Consider the following 16,997-nt stretch of genomic DNA (forward strand, 5'->3'; position numbering starts at 1 on the left):
AAGGTTTCGGCATCGCTGAAGGCCTCATGACCACGATCCACTCCTACACCGCGACCCAGAAGACGGTCGATGGTCCTTCCAAGAAGGATTGGAAAGGTGGCCGTTCCGCCGCGATCAACATCATCCCGTCTACCACCGGTGCTGCGAAGGCTGTCGCCCTTGTCTGCCCTGAAGTGGCTGGCAAGCTCACCGGCATGGCGTTCCGCGTGCCGACCCCGACCGTTTCGGCAGTGGACCTCACCGTGAAGACGACCAAGGAAACCTCCCTCAAGGAAATCAAGGCAGCGCTCAAGAACGCTTCCGAGACCTACCTCAAGGGCATCCTCGCCTACACCGAAGACGAAGTGGTTTCCACCGACTTCATCCACGACAAGAGCTCGTCGATCTTCGACGCCGGCTCCTCGATCGAGCTGAACTCCACGTTCTTCAAGCTTATCAGCTGGTATGACAACGAGTGGGGCTACTCCAACCGCGTCATCGACCTCCTCACGGACGTCGTGAAAAAGGGAATCTGATTTTCCGATTTCTGAAATCTATCAAAAAACGGCAGTCCGCGAGGGCTGCCGTTTTTTTTGCGCTGGTTGAACTGGGAACGCAGGTCGTTTTCGACAAACCCGGGCGTCTCCGGGTTTCATAAAAGAGAATGGCTAAACATTACGAGCGCGGCATCGTCGATGGAGTTGGTAACTGTGCCATCGCCTCCGTAATCGCATTCGGTTTGGTTTGCTATTTTGCTCAGAGGAGTCTCCGGAATGGCGGAACACATTGCCGCCTGGGCCCCCCGGCGGATTTCGCTTCCCTCCAAACGGCTCTTGAGATGTATCGACTCGACGCCGGAACCTTCCCCACAACAGGACAGGGCTTGAAGGCCTTGATTGAAAAACCCACCACCGGGTCGATTCCCGCGAAATGGTCGCAAACCATGACCAGTGAAATTCACGACCCGTGGGGAAAGGCTTACTGCTATCGCTTTCCGGGGCTGCAAAATCCCTCCACGCCAGAAGTTACGAGCGACGGACCCGATGGAGTTGAGGGCACAGCGGACGACCTGAGCAGCGAGGATTCCCTCCCTCGGCGCGGGTGGTTCGGGAGTTTTTTTTGAGACGTTCTGAGGGTTTGAAATCTGCGCTCCGCCTACTGCCTGCATGAGATGGGCAACACGCTGCCCGCTTGTCCACCGACCTCCTCACGGACGTCGTGAAAAAGGGAATCTGATTCCGGATTTCAAAAAACTATCCAAAAACGGCAGTCCGCGAGGGCTGCCGTTTTTTTTAGCATCTGGCCTGAGGTTGAATCGCGGGCGGGGTGGAGGACGTTTGATCGCCACGGGTTCCTTTTCCGCCATCCCCAAAAATGGCTGTAAAATGTTAAGGAAACTATTTCGCAGACAGTTCATAATAAGGACCAAACCCACCGTTTTATGTTCAATCGATCACTCGCGTTCCTTTGGTTCACCCTCTGGCCCCTTTGCGCAAACGCTCAGACCCTCACCGTTGCCGACAGCGTGCAAAGCTATGCCACGCTGACGAACACCACGGTCACCATGACCGGAAAATCCGAGTTGCACGTCACCGGATCGAGCAATCCGATCGCGGGCAGCATCATCAATCTCAACTCCCACGACTCGTGGTTGTGGTTCGATAATATCCGGCCGAACACGGCTGACGACTACCTCGGCCAGATCAAAGTGAACGGCGTGACGGCGGTGCATGGCACCAACGTGCGCGTCGTCCAATATGCGATGGGAACCGTCATCATCCCGTTCACCAACGCCGAGCAACCGCTGGAAACCTTCACCGGTCCCAAATTCACCGGCGACTCAAAATTGTATAGCCTCTATACCTACTATGACACCGCCGGGGAATTGGGAGTCATGTATGGCAATATCAGTTCCTTCAAACTCAAGCGGGGCTACATGGCGACCTTTGGCACTTCTGCTGACGGGACTGGAACCAGCAAGGTTTACATCGCCCAGGACAACGATGTCACGGTCGGTGCCATGCCTGGCAGCTTGGAAAATTCCATTCAGTTTGTCCGAGTTTTCCCATGGCGTTGGGTTTCGAAAAAAGGTTCCTGTGATGTGGCGGCCGACAAGCTCAACGCCGCGTGGTTCTACAATTGGAACAACGACCAGAACTCGACGTTGAACTGGGAATACGTGCCTATCAAACAGCAACGCTATTGGCCTGCTAATCCGACCGACAAAACGAATGTTACCCACTTTTCCGGCTACAATGAACCGGATAATTCGGTCGAAGATTCCTATACCAGTTTGAGCAACGGTTCCCGCGATGCAGCCATCGCCGCCTGGCCGGAATTGTTAGCAACCGGCCTGCGCGTGGGATCGCCGGCCTGCACCGATGGCGGCCGCTGGTGGCTTTACGAATTCATGGACAAGGCCGCGGCAGCGAACCTGCGGGTGGACTATGTCACCATTCACTTTTACAGCTGCGGCTACACAGCGTCTTCTCTCTACAACTGGCTCAAGGAAATCCACGATCGCACGGGAAAGCCGGTGTGGGTCACCGAGTTCAACAATGGTGCCAACTGGACCGGTTGCGGAGATCCCAGCTACACGGGCAACGCCAGCGTCATTAACAGTTTCATCGACATGATGGACAACACTCCATGGATCGAACGCTACGCCGTCTATAGCAACGTCGAGGCCGTTCGCACGATGGTTTACAACGATGGCAGCCTCACGCCCGCGGGTGCTGTTTATCGCGATCAGCAGTCTCCCATCGGTTACCTCCAGGAAGAATATCCCATGGCAGTGAAACGGGGCGTCGTGCGGTTGCCGCTCGATGGCAACACGCGGGACACCTCGGGCTACGACAACGGCGGCGTCTGTTATGGAACTCCCACCTATGCGGCGGGCCAGCACGGACAGGCGCTTCAATTCAATGGCACCAACAATCACGTCAAACTGCCTGCGGCGGTTGCTAACAGCAATTCCTTCACCTATGCCTCGTGGGTCTATTGGGAGGGTGGGGCGACCAACCAGCGCATCTTCGACTTCGGCAACGACACCACCCAGTATTTCTTTTTGTCGCCGGACGCCAGCGGCCAGATGCGCGCCGGACTCCGGAACGGCTCCGGCACTACCACCACGATTTCGACCACCTCACTCCCCACGGGAAGCTGGCAGCACGTCGCCGTCACCATTCAAGGCGGCACCGCGAAACTCTACCTGAATGGCGTCCAGCAGGTGCAGGGCACGCTCCCGGACCCGGCCTTGTCCGGCACGATGGAGAACTATCTTGGCAAAAGCCAGTGGGCCGCCGATCCGCTTTTCAACGGCAAGCTTGACGATGTCACGATCGCCGACTCCGCCATGACCGACACGCAAATCGCAGCGCTGATGGCAAACACCCTGCCGCCGTTCACGGCCCACTGGAAGGGCGATGTGGATGGAAATTGGAGTGCTAACAACGCAGGCAATACGAACTGGGCCACGCAAGCCGGTGGAGCGATCGATGCCGGTCAATCGCCTGCCGCCAATACCACGGTGAATTTTTCCACCGTTGCCAGCAACTCTTCCAACACTACACTGGGCGCCGATTTCTCGATCGAAGGTCTGACCGTGGCCAGTCCGTCGGCAGTGGGGATCGGCGGCATCGAGAATCTAACGATTGGTGCGGGTGGCATCGATGTTTTGAGCGGAGCCGGGGCCACCACCATCAACACCAGCGGTCAGGTGCTGCTCGGTGCCAATCAGACTTGGGCTAACAATTCGCCGAATAATCTGACTGTTGGCAGTGTGATCTCAGGCAGCGCCACCATCAATGTGGGAGGAGGTGGCCGGCTCGTGCTAACCGGAGCCAATACGATGACGGGAGAGCTCGTCGTTTACGGCGGCACCTCCGTCAGCGTGCCCTCGATCGGCAACGCCCTCGGAACCCCCTCGGTGATCCGCATGGGAGGCGGAGGCGACACCGGAAATCTGATTTACACCGGCACCGGAGAGACGACGGCGCGCGTCTTCACTTTCAATGGCGGGCTCGGCACTCCGGGCATGGTGATCGATCAGTCGGGGAGCGGGCTGCTGAAATTGACCGCCAACACCGCCTCGAGCGCCAGTGTCGCCAAGACGCTGACCTTGCAGGGATCCACCGGCGGCACGGGGGAAGTCTCCGGCGTTATTTCTAACGGAGGAACCACCACCGCGCTCACCAAGGCGGGCTCCGGAACATGGACACTCTCCGGGGCTAACACCTACACCGGCACCACGACGTTGAGCACGGGCACTTTGGCAATCGGCAACAACGCCGCTTTCGGAACGGGCACCCTAGATCTGCGAGGCGGAACCCTCCGGTCATCGGATGCCACCGCGCGCACGGTCGGCAATGCGATCTCCTTCAGCGTCGATACCGCTTTCAACGGCACAGGCAATTTGCTGTTCACCGGCGCGGTCAACGGAGGCAGTCTAACCAAGACCTTCACGGTCAGCAATCAAACGGAGTTCAGCGGTGTGGTCAGCGGCACCGGCGCGCGTGTTAAAGCAGGCAGCGGCACTTTGATCCTGAGTGGAGTGAACTCTTACACCGGCGCGACGACTGTCAGCGCCGGCACGCTTGCGGTCAACGGCTCGCTGGCCGCGGGCAGTGCGGTCACGGTGGCTAACAGCGCGACACTCACCGGCACCGGCAGTGTTAAGGGAACCACCACCTTTGCCAATGGCTCACGCTTGGGCTGGTCGCTGACTGCTAACAGCGGCACCGCCGGAAAACTCACCGCAGCCGCGGTCAGCGTCACCAGCGGTGCGGGCCTCAACCTCGTCTTCAACGGGCCGGGCAGCAGCGTTGATTTCACCAATGTCTTCTGGACGACGGCGCATAACTGGCAGCTTTTGACGAGCACCGGAATGACCGGCACGTTCGCTCTCGGCACGGTCAGCACCGACTCGGCAGGCCATTCCCTCGCGGGTTACGGCAGTTTTTACCTCCAGCAAAACTCGGCCGGCTTGAAAATGTTCTATTCGCCTGCCGGCTCCCTGCCGCCGTCGGCTCCCACAGGCCTCGCCGTTTCCGTGATGCCCGGCGGTTTGGCGCTTGCCTGGAATGCCGTCTTGGAAGCCGCCGGCTACAATGTCCTCCGTTCGACACAAAGTGGCGGGCCCTACGAAATCGTTGCTTCTGACGTGGTCGGCACCAGCTACAGCGACCGGTCCGTCGCAAACGGCACCACATATTTCTACGTGGTGGTCGCGGTGAGTCCCACGGGAGAAAGCCCGCCGACGGCGGAAATCGTCGCGACGCCTCACTTGCCAGCTACGATCAACAAGGCGGACAATGCGATCCCACTCAATCTAACTGGAAGTTGGGTGGGTGCCGTGGTCCCCGATGCTTTCGACACGGCACGATGGACAGGCCTCGCCGGAGCGAACTCCGTCACTCTCGGATCGGATGTGGGCTGGAATGGAATGGTCGTGGGGGCAACCGGTGGCTCCGTCAGCGTTGCCCCTGGAAATTCACTCACCCTCGGCAGCGGCGGCATCGACCTGAGCACGGCGACGCAAGATCTAACGATCTCCTCCGGCCTGACCCTCGGAGCAGGCCAGACTTGGAAGGTGGCCGCCGGCAGAGCACTAACACTTGGCGGAAGTTTCTCCCGCAGCGCAGGCTCCACGCTCCTCGTCGATAAGAGCACCAACACCGGCACGGTGACCGCCGCGCTTCCGCTCACGGACGGCATCATCGGACCATGGGCGATGGTGAAAAGCGCTGGCGCGGCAGCCAATGGCGGATCGGGAGGCTTTACTTTCGGAACCGTTAGCGGTGGCAATATCGCGCCTTATACGACGGCGACGACTTTGACCACGTCTCTCTGGACCGCTCCGGGCGCGAACACGGTCAACTATGATGTTTCCGGTGCCACCTTGAACATGGGCGTGAGCCGCGTGGCCAAGACGTTGCGCTACACCGGTGCCGCGGCGACCACCTACACGGTTGGCTCCGGCGCGACGATGACGATCAACGGCATGATGAACGCCGGTGGCGGACTCTGGACCTACAATCCCGGCGTCATCATCGGCACGGCTAACAACAACGAGCTGGTTCTCGGATCGGGCGGCGCGGGTCTCGCGCTAACTGGTGTCATTGCCAATGGACCGGCCGCCAGTTCGGTGACGATCGCCGGGCAGGGCACGGTGACACTTTCCGGAGCGAACACCTATACCGGAGGAACCCGCATCAGTTCGGGCAAACTGGTCGCGACTCCCACCGCTCTCAATAGCAGCGCCATCGTCATCCATAGCGGCGGCACGCTGACCTTCAACGGCAACAACCTGACCAGCACGAGTGCCGTTTCCGGTTCCGGCATTATCCTCAACGACACCGCCAATACCATCGTCCTAACCGGCGACCACTCCGGATTCAGCGGCAGCTTCACCCACAGTGCGGCAAGCAACAACACGCAGTTCAACTCGGCAACCTCGGGCAGCCCGGACGCTGCCTACAATCTCAGCGCGGGCGAACTGATATTCGCCCTCAACGGCAACTACACGGTGAAGATGGGCTCACTGGCCAGCACCGGCGGCAACATCCGCGGCGGCAACAGCGCCACCGGCACCACGACCCTGGAAGTGGGTAACCTGGGCACTAACACTTCGATCGCCGGCAATCTCAACAATGGTACCACCAAGGTGGTCGCTCTCACCAAGGTCGGGACCGGAACTTTCACCATCCTCGGCGCTAACAACTACTCCGGCGGCACCGCGGTGAACCGAGGCACGCTGATGGTGAACGGCACCTTGACCGGCACCGGCGCGGTGGCGGTCAACAACGGCGGCACGCTCGCGGGCACCGGAACTAACAGCGGTTCGGTCACCGTCGCCAGCGGAGGCTCGCTCCTGCCTGGCAACGGCAATGGCGGCGTGCTCACCCTCGCCGGAGCGCTGGCACTGGAAGACGGAAGCATGTTGAAGGTGGGACTGGGCACCAATTCGGGCCAGCTTGCCGTGGGCAGCGCTTTCTCGGTCAACGGCATCGTCACCGTCAACCTCGACGCCCTGGCCGGGTTCGCTCCGGGGACCTATCCGATCGTCACCGGCGCGACCGGGATCAGCGAGGCGAATTTCACGGGGGGCTCCATTCCCGCCGGTTACGGCTGCGCGTTCGTGGCGAGCGGCGGCACGCTGTCGGTCACCGTGGCCATTCCACCAGTCGCTCCGGCCAACTTGGTCGCGACCGGCGGCACCTCGTCGATCGGGCTGAATTGGACCGCCTCGCCCTCGGTCACCAGCTACAATATCAAGCGCTCGACCGAATCGGGCAACATCTACGATACCATCGCCACCGGTGTCACCGCGACCAGCTACACCGACGCCGGGCTCACCGTCGGCCACACCTATTACTACGTCGTGTCCGCGGTGAACCCCTTGGGCGAAAGCAGCGACTCCAGCGAAGCGGGCGCACGTGCTCTATCAGCCAGCGAGACATGGCGTCAACTGAAGTTCGGCACGACCGATAATGCCGGCGACGCTGCCGATGGTTCCGATCCCGACACGGATGGTCTAACTAACGTGCTGGAGTATGCCCTTGGCTCCGATCCGAACCTATCGAATGCGACGGCGGGTCCCCATGTCTCGATGGATGGTGAAAAATTGACCATCAACTTTACCCGCAACACGACCGCAACCGACGTGGTGATGAATGTATGGGGAACCGACGATCTTGCCTCGGGTCCATGGGAGGAAATTGCCCGGAGTGCGGGAGGCTCGGCCTTCACCGCCGAGCTCAACGGGAATCCTACCGGTGCCACTATCAATGAAAGTGGTGAAGGTGCGATACGTTCCGTAACGGTGGGGGATGTGTTCCAGCCAGGCGATCCCGTGCGGCCGAAGCGTTTCCTGAAACTGAAAGTCGAACATTGATCCGGGGCTCAACGTCAGCGGTTGCGGATGGCGTTTTTTTTGAAATGAAAAACGAGGGCTGAAAGATTGCCACGGGCCGGGCTTTTAGTAGTATCACGCCAATGGTGGTGACAAAAACGTTACGTGCGGCGTCCGGTTGGTTGGAACTCGGGCTTGCGGACGAGGCTCTTTACGAGCTTCAGGCGCTGCCTGTCGAAGTGCAGATGTTGCGGGGGCCGCTGGAGTTGAAACTGGCGGCACAGATGGAACGCGAGCATTGGAACGCGGCATCCGAAACGGCACGCCTGCTTTGTTTGAAGGCAGAGGATGTTCCGGAGTTTTTCCTGCGGGCCGCGTTCTGCCTTCACGAAACGGGAGACACGCTCGCTGCCTGCAACCAACTCCTGCGCGGACCGAAGACTTTGTTTGAAATGGCGATTTTCCACTACAACCTCGCCTGTTATCTGTGGACTCTGGGTGATGGACCGCGCGCGCGGAGCCATCTGAAGCAGGCGATTGAAATGGACGAGAGCTATCTCGAATCCGCTAGAGAGGACCGCGATCTCGCGGGGATGAAATTGCCGCTGGCTTGACAGTTTTGAGACCGGGTGAGAAGCAGGGCATGTGAAAACCTTGCTCATTACCGCCATGTCCGCCGCCCTCACTGTCGCCAGCGCCCTCGCCGGAAGCGAATTCCGCCACGTCGTGTTTTTCAAATTCAAACCGGACGCCACACCGGAACAAGTGAAGGAAATTGAGAAGGCCTTCGCCGAGCTGCCCAAGAAGATCCCGACCGTCATCGGCTACGAGTGGGGCACCAGCGAGAGTGTGGAGAAGCTCAACGACGGCTACACGCATTGCTTCTTCGTCAGCTTTAAGGATAAGGCCGGACTTGAAGCCTATCTGCCGCACGAAGCCCACAAGGCATTCGGCGCGAAACTAAAGCCGCTGCTGGAGAAGGCGTTCGTCTTCGATTACACGGCGAAGACGGAGTGATAAGGGGCATGGACGTCTCGTCCATGCGCGGGGACGAGACGTCCCCGCCCCCTATGCTCACTCCACGTTCTGCACCTGCTCGCGGATTTTCTCCAACTCGGTCTTCGCCTCGACGATGGTCTGGGCGATGGACGCGTCATTGGCCTTCGAGCCGATGGTGTTGAACTCGCGGAAAAGTTCCTGACAGAGGAAATCCAGGGCGCGGCCCGGTGGCTCCGCGGCTTCGAGGTATTCACGGAATTTGGCGAAATGGGAATCGAGCCGGGTGATTTCCTCGCTGACATCGCAGCGGTCGGCGAAGAGCGCGATTTCCTTCACGACGCGTTCGTCGGCGGGATCGAGTTCGAGGCCGGCATCGCGCAGCCGTTTGGCTAACAACTCGCGCTGGCGGATCGGGCGGCCGGGTGCTTCGGTGGCGATTTTTTTTGCAAAGGAATCGAGTATGCCGAGGCGGGTGAGGAAATCCGTTTTGAGATGATCTCCTTCGCTGGCACGCATCGCGGCGAGTTGGACGAGCGCATCCGTTAGGGCCGGCTCGATGGCAAGCCACGCGGCTTCGGCGTCGATCTCGCAATTGCCGGTGGAAATGATGCCGGGCTGCCGCAGGAAATCCGCGGCGGCGGGAAGAACCGGGTAGCCCACGGTATTACCTAGTTCGGTGAAGGCGGAGGAAAACGCCAGTGCCAGAGCGGGATCAATCCGGAAGTCGGCGGCGGCCCCTTGCGGGCGCTCGACGTTGATCGAAACTTGGATCCGGCCCCGCGAAACCACGGCGAGCACGGCCTTGCGGATGCGGGCGTCCAGCTCGTTCAACTCACGGGGAGCCTGCACGACGACTTCGGCCTGCTTGCGGTTGACTGAGCTGATTTCCACGCTGGCCTGCCACGCGTCCGTCGCCGCCGCTCCCCGGCCGAATCCTGTCATTGAATGCATGGACCAGTGATGGAGGATGGGGTGATCCCCGGCAAGTTTTCAGTTTTCAGCGTCGGGTTTTGAGATGAGTCTCCCGCATGGCGAAGGTTTTGGTGGGGCTCTCGGGTGGAGTGGACAGCGCGGTGGCGGCGGCGCTGCTGGTGGAGCAGGGCCACGACGTGGCGGCGGGCTACATGAAGAACTGGATCAACGACGAGGGAATTCCGGGAGATTGCCCATGGGAGCAGGACATCGAGGACGGCAGGGCGGTGGCGAAATCGCTGGGCATCGAGTTCCGGGTGATTGATCTGATCGACTCCTACAAAAACCGGATCGTCGACTATCTGGTGGAGGGATATCGCTCCGGGGTGACGCCGAACCCGGATGTCTGGTGCAACCGCGAAATGAAATTCGGCGTGTTTCTCGACTACGCGCTGTCACAGGGATTCGAACACGTGGCGACCGGGCACTACGCCCGGCGGCGGACACTGGCTGATGGATCCGCAGCGATCTTGCGCGGGGCGGATCCTAACAAGGATCAGAGTTATTTTCTCTCGCTGATGACCCAGCACCAGGCGGCGCATGCGCTTTTTCCAACCGGGGAAATGCTCAAGCCGCAAGTCCGCGAAGTCGCGCGGCGTTTCAACCTGCCGGTGGCGGAAAAGAAGGACAGCCAAGGGATTTGTTTCCTCGGTCAGGTGAAAATGAGCGATTTCCTGCGACACTACGTCGCCGACACGCCGGGGGAAATCGTTGATCCCTCGGGAAAGGTGTTGGGAGAACATCGCGGACTGCATCTTTACACGTTGGGTCAGAGAAAAGGCCACGGTGTAGCCTCGCCGCGCGATGGCATGGCCTACGTGGTGGTCGGCAAAGATCAGGATAAGAACCGGTTGATCGTCGGCTGGGATGTCCCGGAATCCGCAGGGCTCTATACCACGGAATGCACGGTGGGCACGCTCTCCGCCATTAACGAACCGTTCGACACCAAGCGTTTGATCGACGCCCAGCCGCGCTATCGGGCGAAGGCGGAGCCGGCGGTGCTGGAACCGCTGGATGGCGGGAAGGTCCGGCTGAAATTCCAACGTCCCCAGCGGGCGATTGCGCCGGGACAAATCTGCGCTCTCTACGAAGGCGGTAGATTGTTAGGCGGCGGGGTTTTCGAGAGCGTGGAGTGAGGAATCAGGTGAGGAGCTACGACACTCATGTCGTGGCGGAGAATGAAAAAGCCCATGAGAGAGCTTCGCGCTTTCCATGGGCTTTGCATTCGCCAGCACCACAAGAGTGTGGTGCCTCCTGATGATTTCAGCCGCCGGTGCGGGGCGGACGTGGCTTCTTCTTGGCATCGGGCGTGACGTCGCGCATGCCGCCGTTGGCCTTGGTTTTTTGCATCTCGGCCTGGCGCTCGGCCATGCGTTGGACGAATGACTTCTTGTCGCTGGTGGTGCGGGCCTTGAGTTCCGGTTCGGGAACTTTGCTCATCAGCCAGGTCTGGCCGATCGAGAAAATGTTCTGGGTCGTCCAGTAGAGCGCGAGGGCGGAGGCGAAGTTATAACAGAAGAAGAAGAACATGAACGGCATGAACATGATGATCTTCTGTTGCATCGGATCGCCGGTCTTCGGTGTCATGCGGATTTGCAGGAAGCTGCTGATCGCCATGACGATGGGAAGGATGTTGAACGGAATGCCGCCGAGGAAGGCCAGGTGGGTGAGGGTATCCGGCTGGGAAAGGTCATGCACCCAAAGGAACGGCTGGCCGCGCAGTTCGACGGCGTATTGGAGCATCCGATAGAAGCCGAAGAAGATCGGAATCTGGATGAACATCGGAAGGCAGCCGCCGAGCGGGTTGATGCCGTATTTCCGATAGAGGCCCATCGTCTCGGCGTTCACCTTGTTCGGATCGTCGGGATACTTCTCCTTGATCTTGGCCATCTCCGGCTGGAGCTTGGCCATCTTCTTCATGGTGTGCGTGGACTTGGCATGCAGCGGCCAGATGACGACACGGACGGTGATGGTGAGAAGAATGATGGCGAGTCCCCACGACCAGTTTTTCGCGACGTGGTTGAGGAGGAGATGATATTTATTGAGAAGAAAGTTGAGGGTGCGGGAAACGACCGAGAACCAGCCGTATTGCATCACATCGCCCCAGCCGTCACCCCAAGCTCCGTCCATTTTGCGGAGCATCGTGTTGTCCTTCGGGCCGACGAAAACGAGGTAGTTGAAGGTCTTCAGTTCGTTGGGGGCGAGCGTCGCTGCTGGGAGCTGCAGGCCGCCGTAAACCGAGGTGATGGATTTGGCGTTGGCGGTAAGACTCACTTGGGAAGGTTTCGCCCAGACGCTGCCGACGTAGGGTTCCTTAGGCCGGATCACCGTGGCGAAGAACTGGTTGGTGACGCCCGCGAATTGCACGGGCTTGTCACTGTCACTCGTTAGAATGGATTTTGCGGAGCCGAACATGCCGCCTTTGAATGCCGACCCATCCTTGAACGTGATGCCGTTGTCGGCACGCCAGAAGAACCCGGTTTGCTGGCCGACCTCGGACTGATAGAGCGGAGAGGCTTCGCCGAGAAAAAGACTCCACTGGTTGAGGTTGATCGCGCTGGAGGCGCCGTTTTCGAGCTTGAGTTCGAAATCGAGAAGATAGTCGGAGCCGGGTTTGTCCGAATCAACGAGCGAGAAGGTCTTCTTGGCGATGAGTCCGGATGGCAGCTTGGCGATGAAGACTGCTTTCTTGCCTTCCTCGGATTCTTCGGCCTTGTAAGTGTAGGCAGGTGCGTTCAGCAGGTTTTGCCCGGCATCGGCCAGTCCGCCGATGGGGCCGGCTCCGAAGTGGTTGACCTGAACGAGGTCGGTCTTGCTGCCGACTTGGAACTGCTTTTTGAATTCGGCGAATTTGATCCCGCCACCAATGTTGGTGAGGGTGAAAATCACGTCCTTGTTTTCGAGGATGACTTTTTTCTCCTCGGTTGGCGGCGGAGGCGTTTCCACCGTGAGTTCGGCAGTGGTCGTCACAGGAACATCAATCGGCGGCGCGAGGCTTTTCTGAAGTTCCTCCTGGCGCAGGCGCTCCTGTTCACGAGCGACGTTGTTTTTACCGGTATAATAGACGTTGGCGGCGAGCAGGGCACCGCAGAGGGTGAGGATCACCCAAGTTTTTCGATCGTACATGAGGCGTGGTGGAAAGTTTAAGGGTGCGGCGTTTTGCCGTGACAGCAACAGGAATGTTCGGCCGCTTTTGTAGTTCGGGGCGACGGGACGGGGTCATAACCGCAGCCCCCCCATGGATGACAGCGGAAAATCCGACAAATTCCATACCACGAGCCGAGGACGGGGCCGTGGAGCTCAACGGCTTGCAGGAAATAGTTCGAACAGGTCGGTTCGTAGCGGCAGCCCATGGCAGGGCCGGAGACCGCTTTCAGCATCGGATTGAGGATCCGCTGGTAAAAACGGATCAAGACTCGGATCAGAAAGCTGAGGAATCGCGAGATCACGATTTTTCTTCGGGACGGGGAAACAGGCCGAGCCGCCGGGCTTGTCGCACCCAGTCCGCCTCAAGCTCGGCGAAGGTCGCCTTCGAGGCACCGGGTCGGGCAATGGTGACTAAGTAACGGCGGATTTCCACGAATTCGGGAGCGTGTGACTGGACGAGCGAGCGGAATCTGCGGCGGAGCAGGGAACGGTCATGCGCCTTGCCACTGCGCTTGGTGGTGATGAAGCCGGTGCGGATCGTTGCCAGACCGGGATCAGGCAGCGTGCTTAAAATAACAAACCGGCCGGCTTTCGCCTGACCGGTGTTCTTGACCCGCGCGAAATCCTCGCGCCGGGTCATGCTGCATGTCCGCGGGAGTCGCATGGCGTGGAAGCGGTGGACTCCCGGGGCAGCGCCGAGGCGGAACCTCAGCCGCCGTGCTGCGTCGTGTGACGGCTGTATTGAATCTCAACGCCCTTGGGAACAAGGCGCTTGCGGCCTTTTTGGCGGCGGCGGCGAAGAATGTCGCGGCCGGATTTGGTGGCCATGCGGGCCCGGAAGCCGAATTGGTTTTTCCGTGTGCGCTTGGATGGCTGATAGGTGCGTTTGCTCATGGCGTGTGCCTCAAATAAAGGTTCGTAATCCGTCCGGTGTCCGGCTCGGGGCGCGAACTCTAGGCGCCGGAAGCAGGTTGTCAACCCACCAATGGGTGAAAAATACGTTTTTTCTCGACGGGGCAATCATCGCCAGCCGGCGGTGTCCGGAAAGCTCGGAATCGTCGATTTTCAGGCGAATTTGGATCATTGCAATGATTTGCAGATGCATGGCGTATTCAGGCGATGCGTCTCTCATGGCTCCTTTTTCTAGGTTTTCCGTCCTTCGCGGTCGCCTACGAATCCAATCCCGCATTCGATGCGGCGCGGGAGGTTTTGGAAATCCATTGTTTGGAATGCCATACCGAGGATCAGATGAAAGGGGATCTGTTGATGACCACTCGCGAAGGTTTGCTCCACGGAGGAGAAGGCGGCGCGGCTATCAAACCGGGCAGCCCCGACGAATCCGCTCTGATCAAACGCCTGCATTTGCCAGCCGATGACGACGACCGGATGCCTCCGAAAAAGAAGAGCGAGCCATTGGCTCCCGATGAAATCACCGCTCTCAGCGATTGGATTTCCGCAGGCGCGCCGTGGCCCGACGGAGAAATCCTGGCACCCAAGGCGAAAACGGCGCTTCCACGCTGGGATGCCCCTCCCGATCCGCAAATCGTCTCGATCGAAGCATTTCCTAAATCCGTTAACTTGGAGACTTCGGCGGATTTTCACCATGTCATCGTCATCGCGCGGTTCAAAGACGCCTCCACCCACGATATTACCAAGCAGTCGAAATTGACGCTCGCTGATGCTTCGTTCGCGCATTTGACCGGCACCTCGCTCACTCCGAAAAAGGATGGCTCCACCAGCTTGAAGATCGATTACCGCGGACTCACAACGGAGATTCCCGTGGTGGTGAAGGATGCGGAGAAGCCCCGGCCGATTTCATTTCAACTCGACGTGATGCCGGTGTTGACCGCCGCCGGGTGCAATACGGGTTCCTGCCACGGCTCGGCCCGCGGTCAGGACGGATTCCACCTTTCCCTGTATGGCTTCGATCCCAAGGGCGACCATTTCCGGCTGACCAATGAAATGGCGGGACGACGCATCAATCTCGCCGTGCCGGAGGAATCCCTGATCCTTACCAAATCGATCGGGACCGTTCCCCACACGGGTGGCAAGCTGATGAAACCGGGCAGTCCGTTCTATCAGACCTTGGTCGAATGGATCCGCAATGGTGCGAACTACGATGAAGGCGAGATTCCCCATCCCACCGGTATCGAGGTCATGCCGAAACAAATCGTTCTAACCGGAAGCGACGTGCGGATTCCTTTCACCGTCCGCGCCAGCTACTCGGACGGCACGGACCGCGATGTCACCACGCTGTCGCGGTTTTCCAGTTCCAATGACAATTCCGTCTCGATCATGGCCCGCGAAGGACTCGCCGCCTCGAAGAATCGTGGCGAGGCGTTCCTGCTCGCGAGATTCCACACCTTCACCGAAGGCTCGCAGGCCATCGTTGTCCCGGCGGATCTTGCTTACCAGCGTCCGGCGTTCGATCCGCACAACTACATCGACGGTCTTGTCGCGGAGAAATTGAACAAGCTGCGCATCATCCCGTCGGAAATGTCGGACGAGGAGTCGTTCCTGCGCCGCGTCTATCTTGACATCGTCGGGGTGCCGCCGACCATCGAGGAGCGCGCGAAATTTCTATCAGACTCCCGCCCCGAAAAACGCGACGTGCTGGTCGATGAACTGCTGGGCCGCAAGGAGTTCACCGAGATGTGGGTGATGAAATGGGCGGAACTGCTCCAGATCCGCACCTTCAACAAGGATGGCCAGCAGGTTTCCTACAAGGCGGCGCTCAACTACTATCAGTGGTTGCGCGAACGCATTGCCGGCAACGTCCCGTTCAACCAACTCGTGAAAGAGCTTCTGTCGGCGAAAGGCGGAACCTTCTCCAGCGCGGCCACCAACTTTTTCCAGAGCGAGGCCGACGTGCTCAAGCTAACGGAAAATGTCGCGCAAGTCTTCATGGGCACCCGCATCCAGTGCGCCCAGTGCCACAACCATCCGTTCGACCGCTGGACGATGGATGACTACTACAGTTTCGCGGCGTTCTTCGCACAGGTGAAACGCAAACCCGCCGAGGATCCGCGCGAACGGGTGATCTTCGATGGCGGCGGCGAAATCCAGAATCCGGTCACGAAGCAAAACATGACTCCCAAGTTCCTCGGCGGCCCACAACCGGACATCAAGGGCGAGTCGAGACGTGAGTCGGTCGCCGGATGGCTTGCTTCGCCGGAGAATCCGTGGTTCGCCAAGAATGTTGTCAACATCGTGTGGGCTCACTTCAACGGCGTCGGAATCGTCAATCCTGTCGATGATGTCCGCGTCTCGAATCCACCGTCGAATCCCGAGTTGCTCGATGCGCTTGCGGAAAAATTCGTCTCTTATAATTATGACTTCAAGAAGCTCGTCCGCGATATCTGCACCTCGCGTACCTATCAGCTTTCCACCCGGACGAATGATACGAACGTCACTGATACCCGGAACTTTTCCCACGCGATGATCCGCCGGGTTCGTGCGGAAGTGTTGCTGGACTGCATTTCCCAAGTCACCTCTACTCCTAACAAATTTAAAGGGCTGCCATCCGGAGCCCGCGCCGTGCAGATTGCGGATGGCAATACCACCAACTATTTCCTCACGACCTTCGGCCGTGCCACCCGGGCGACGGTTTGTTCGTGCGAGGTCAAGATGGAGCCGAATCTGTCGCAGGCGCTCCATCTTCTGAACGGCGACACCACCCAGGACCGCATCCGTCAGGGAAAGCTCGTCGAGACGATGCTCAATGAGAAAAAGACTCCGGAAGAGGTGATCTCAAATCTCTATCTGACCGTGCTGAGCCGTCCGCCGTCGGACATGGAAAAGGAAAAGTTACAAACCGCCCTCGCCGACCAAAAGGCCCCCGCCCAGATTAAGGAGACCCTCGAAGACATCTTCTGGGCCCTGTTGAACTCGAAGGAGTTCATCTTCAATCATTGAATTTGGAAACGGCGATCTCCGAATGGCTCCAAGCCGTGAAGAGCTGAAAAGCAGAATAGCGAACGAGGTTTAAAACAAACAACCCCGACACTCATGTGTCGGGGTTGTTTGTTTGAAGTTCTGGATCCTAGCG

11 protein-coding genes and 1 pseudogene are annotated in these 16,997 nt (G+C 59.2%); 6 read left to right on the forward strand and 6 right to left on the reverse strand.

Annotation, left to right across the window (positions count from 1 at the left end):
• The 4 genes and pseudogenes from ABIQ96_RS17830 to ABIQ96_RS17845 all read left to right on the forward strand — a co-directional run.
• A pseudogene (locus tag ABIQ96_RS17830) lies at window positions 1-515 on the forward strand (type I glyceraldehyde-3-phosphate dehydrogenase); the annotation flags it as partial.
• 905 nt (window positions 516-1,420) lie between these two features.
• Window positions 1,421-7,873 carry a glycosyl hydrolase gene (locus ABIQ96_RS17835; protein WP_348215983.1) on the forward strand — a complete coding sequence of 2,151 codons (6,453 nt, stop codon included), beginning with the start codon at window positions 1,421-1,423 and terminating at the stop codon, window positions 7,871-7,873.
• Window positions 7,874-7,974: 101 nt separating this feature from the next.
• Window positions 7,975-8,445 (forward strand): hypothetical protein, encoded by a 471-nt coding sequence (locus tag ABIQ96_RS17840; RefSeq protein WP_348215984.1) that lies wholly within the window; start codon window positions 7,975-7,977, stop codon window positions 8,443-8,445.
• A gap of 55 nt (window positions 8,446-8,500) precedes the next feature.
• Window positions 8,501-8,848 (forward strand): Dabb family protein, encoded by a 348-nt coding sequence (locus ABIQ96_RS17845; RefSeq protein WP_348215985.1) that lies wholly within the window; start codon window positions 8,501-8,503, stop codon window positions 8,846-8,848.
• A 57-nt stretch (window positions 8,849-8,905) separates the two neighbouring features.
• Here the strand turns inward: ABIQ96_RS17845 and ABIQ96_RS17850 are convergent, their stop codons facing one another.
• Window positions 8,906-9,781, reverse strand: a complete 876-nt coding sequence (locus ABIQ96_RS17850; protein ID WP_348215986.1) for a YicC/YloC family endoribonuclease — start codon at window positions 9,779-9,781, stop codon at window positions 8,906-8,908.
• A 77-nt stretch (window positions 9,782-9,858) separates the two neighbouring features.
• Here ABIQ96_RS17850 and mnmA point away from each other — a divergent pair, with 77 nt between their 5' ends.
• Window positions 9,859-10,938 carry a tRNA 2-thiouridine(34) synthase MnmA gene (gene mnmA, locus ABIQ96_RS17855; RefSeq protein ID WP_348215987.1) on the forward strand — a complete coding sequence of 360 codons (1,080 nt, stop codon included), beginning with the start codon at window positions 9,859-9,861 and terminating at the stop codon, window positions 10,936-10,938.
• A 127-nt stretch (window positions 10,939-11,065) separates the two neighbouring features.
• On the opposite strand, the gene yidC is transcribed toward mnmA, so the two are convergent.
• The 5 genes from yidC to ABIQ96_RS17880 are packed head-to-tail and all read right to left on the reverse strand — an operon-like array spanning window position 11,066 to window position 14,081.
• Window positions 11,066-12,928: a membrane protein insertase YidC gene (gene yidC, locus ABIQ96_RS17860; protein WP_348215988.1), complete on the reverse strand. Its 1,863-nt coding sequence runs from the start codon at window positions 12,926-12,928 to the stop codon at window positions 11,066-11,068.
• 17 nt (window positions 12,929-12,945) lie between these two features.
• Window positions 12,946-13,251 (reverse strand): membrane protein insertion efficiency factor YidD, encoded by a 306-nt coding sequence (gene yidD, locus ABIQ96_RS17865; RefSeq protein WP_348215989.1) that lies wholly within the window; start codon window positions 13,249-13,251, stop codon window positions 12,946-12,948.
• Complete coding sequence (gene rnpA, locus ABIQ96_RS17870) at window positions 13,248-13,613, reverse strand: ribonuclease P protein component (protein WP_348215990.1); 366 nt, start codon at window positions 13,611-13,613, stop codon at window positions 13,248-13,250. The genes yidD and rnpA overlap by 4 nt, the downstream gene beginning before the upstream one ends.
• Before the next feature lie 44 nt (window positions 13,614-13,657).
• Entirely contained in the window at window positions 13,658-13,843 is a 186-nt protein-coding gene (gene rpmH / locus ABIQ96_RS17875; RefSeq protein WP_348215991.1) for a 50S ribosomal protein L34, read from the reverse strand.
• A gap of 10 nt (window positions 13,844-13,853) precedes the next feature.
• Window positions 13,854-14,081, reverse strand: coding sequence for a hypothetical protein (locus ABIQ96_RS17880; protein WP_348215992.1), 228 nt, complete (start codon window positions 14,079-14,081; stop codon window positions 13,854-13,856).
• Between ABIQ96_RS17880 and ABIQ96_RS17885 the strand changes: the two genes are divergently transcribed.
• Window positions 14,069-16,864 (forward strand): PSD1 and planctomycete cytochrome C domain-containing protein, encoded by a 2,796-nt coding sequence (locus tag ABIQ96_RS17885; RefSeq protein WP_348215993.1) that lies wholly within the window; start codon window positions 14,069-14,071, stop codon window positions 16,862-16,864. The two genes, ABIQ96_RS17880 and ABIQ96_RS17885, sit on opposite strands and share 13 nt — an antisense overlap.
• Window positions 16,865-16,997 lie beyond the last annotated feature (133 nt).

The organism is Luteolibacter sp. (genome assembly GCF_039920825.1).
In the GTDB taxonomy this organism is placed as follows: Bacteria; Verrucomicrobiota; Verrucomicrobiia; order Verrucomicrobiales; family Akkermansiaceae; genus Luteolibacter.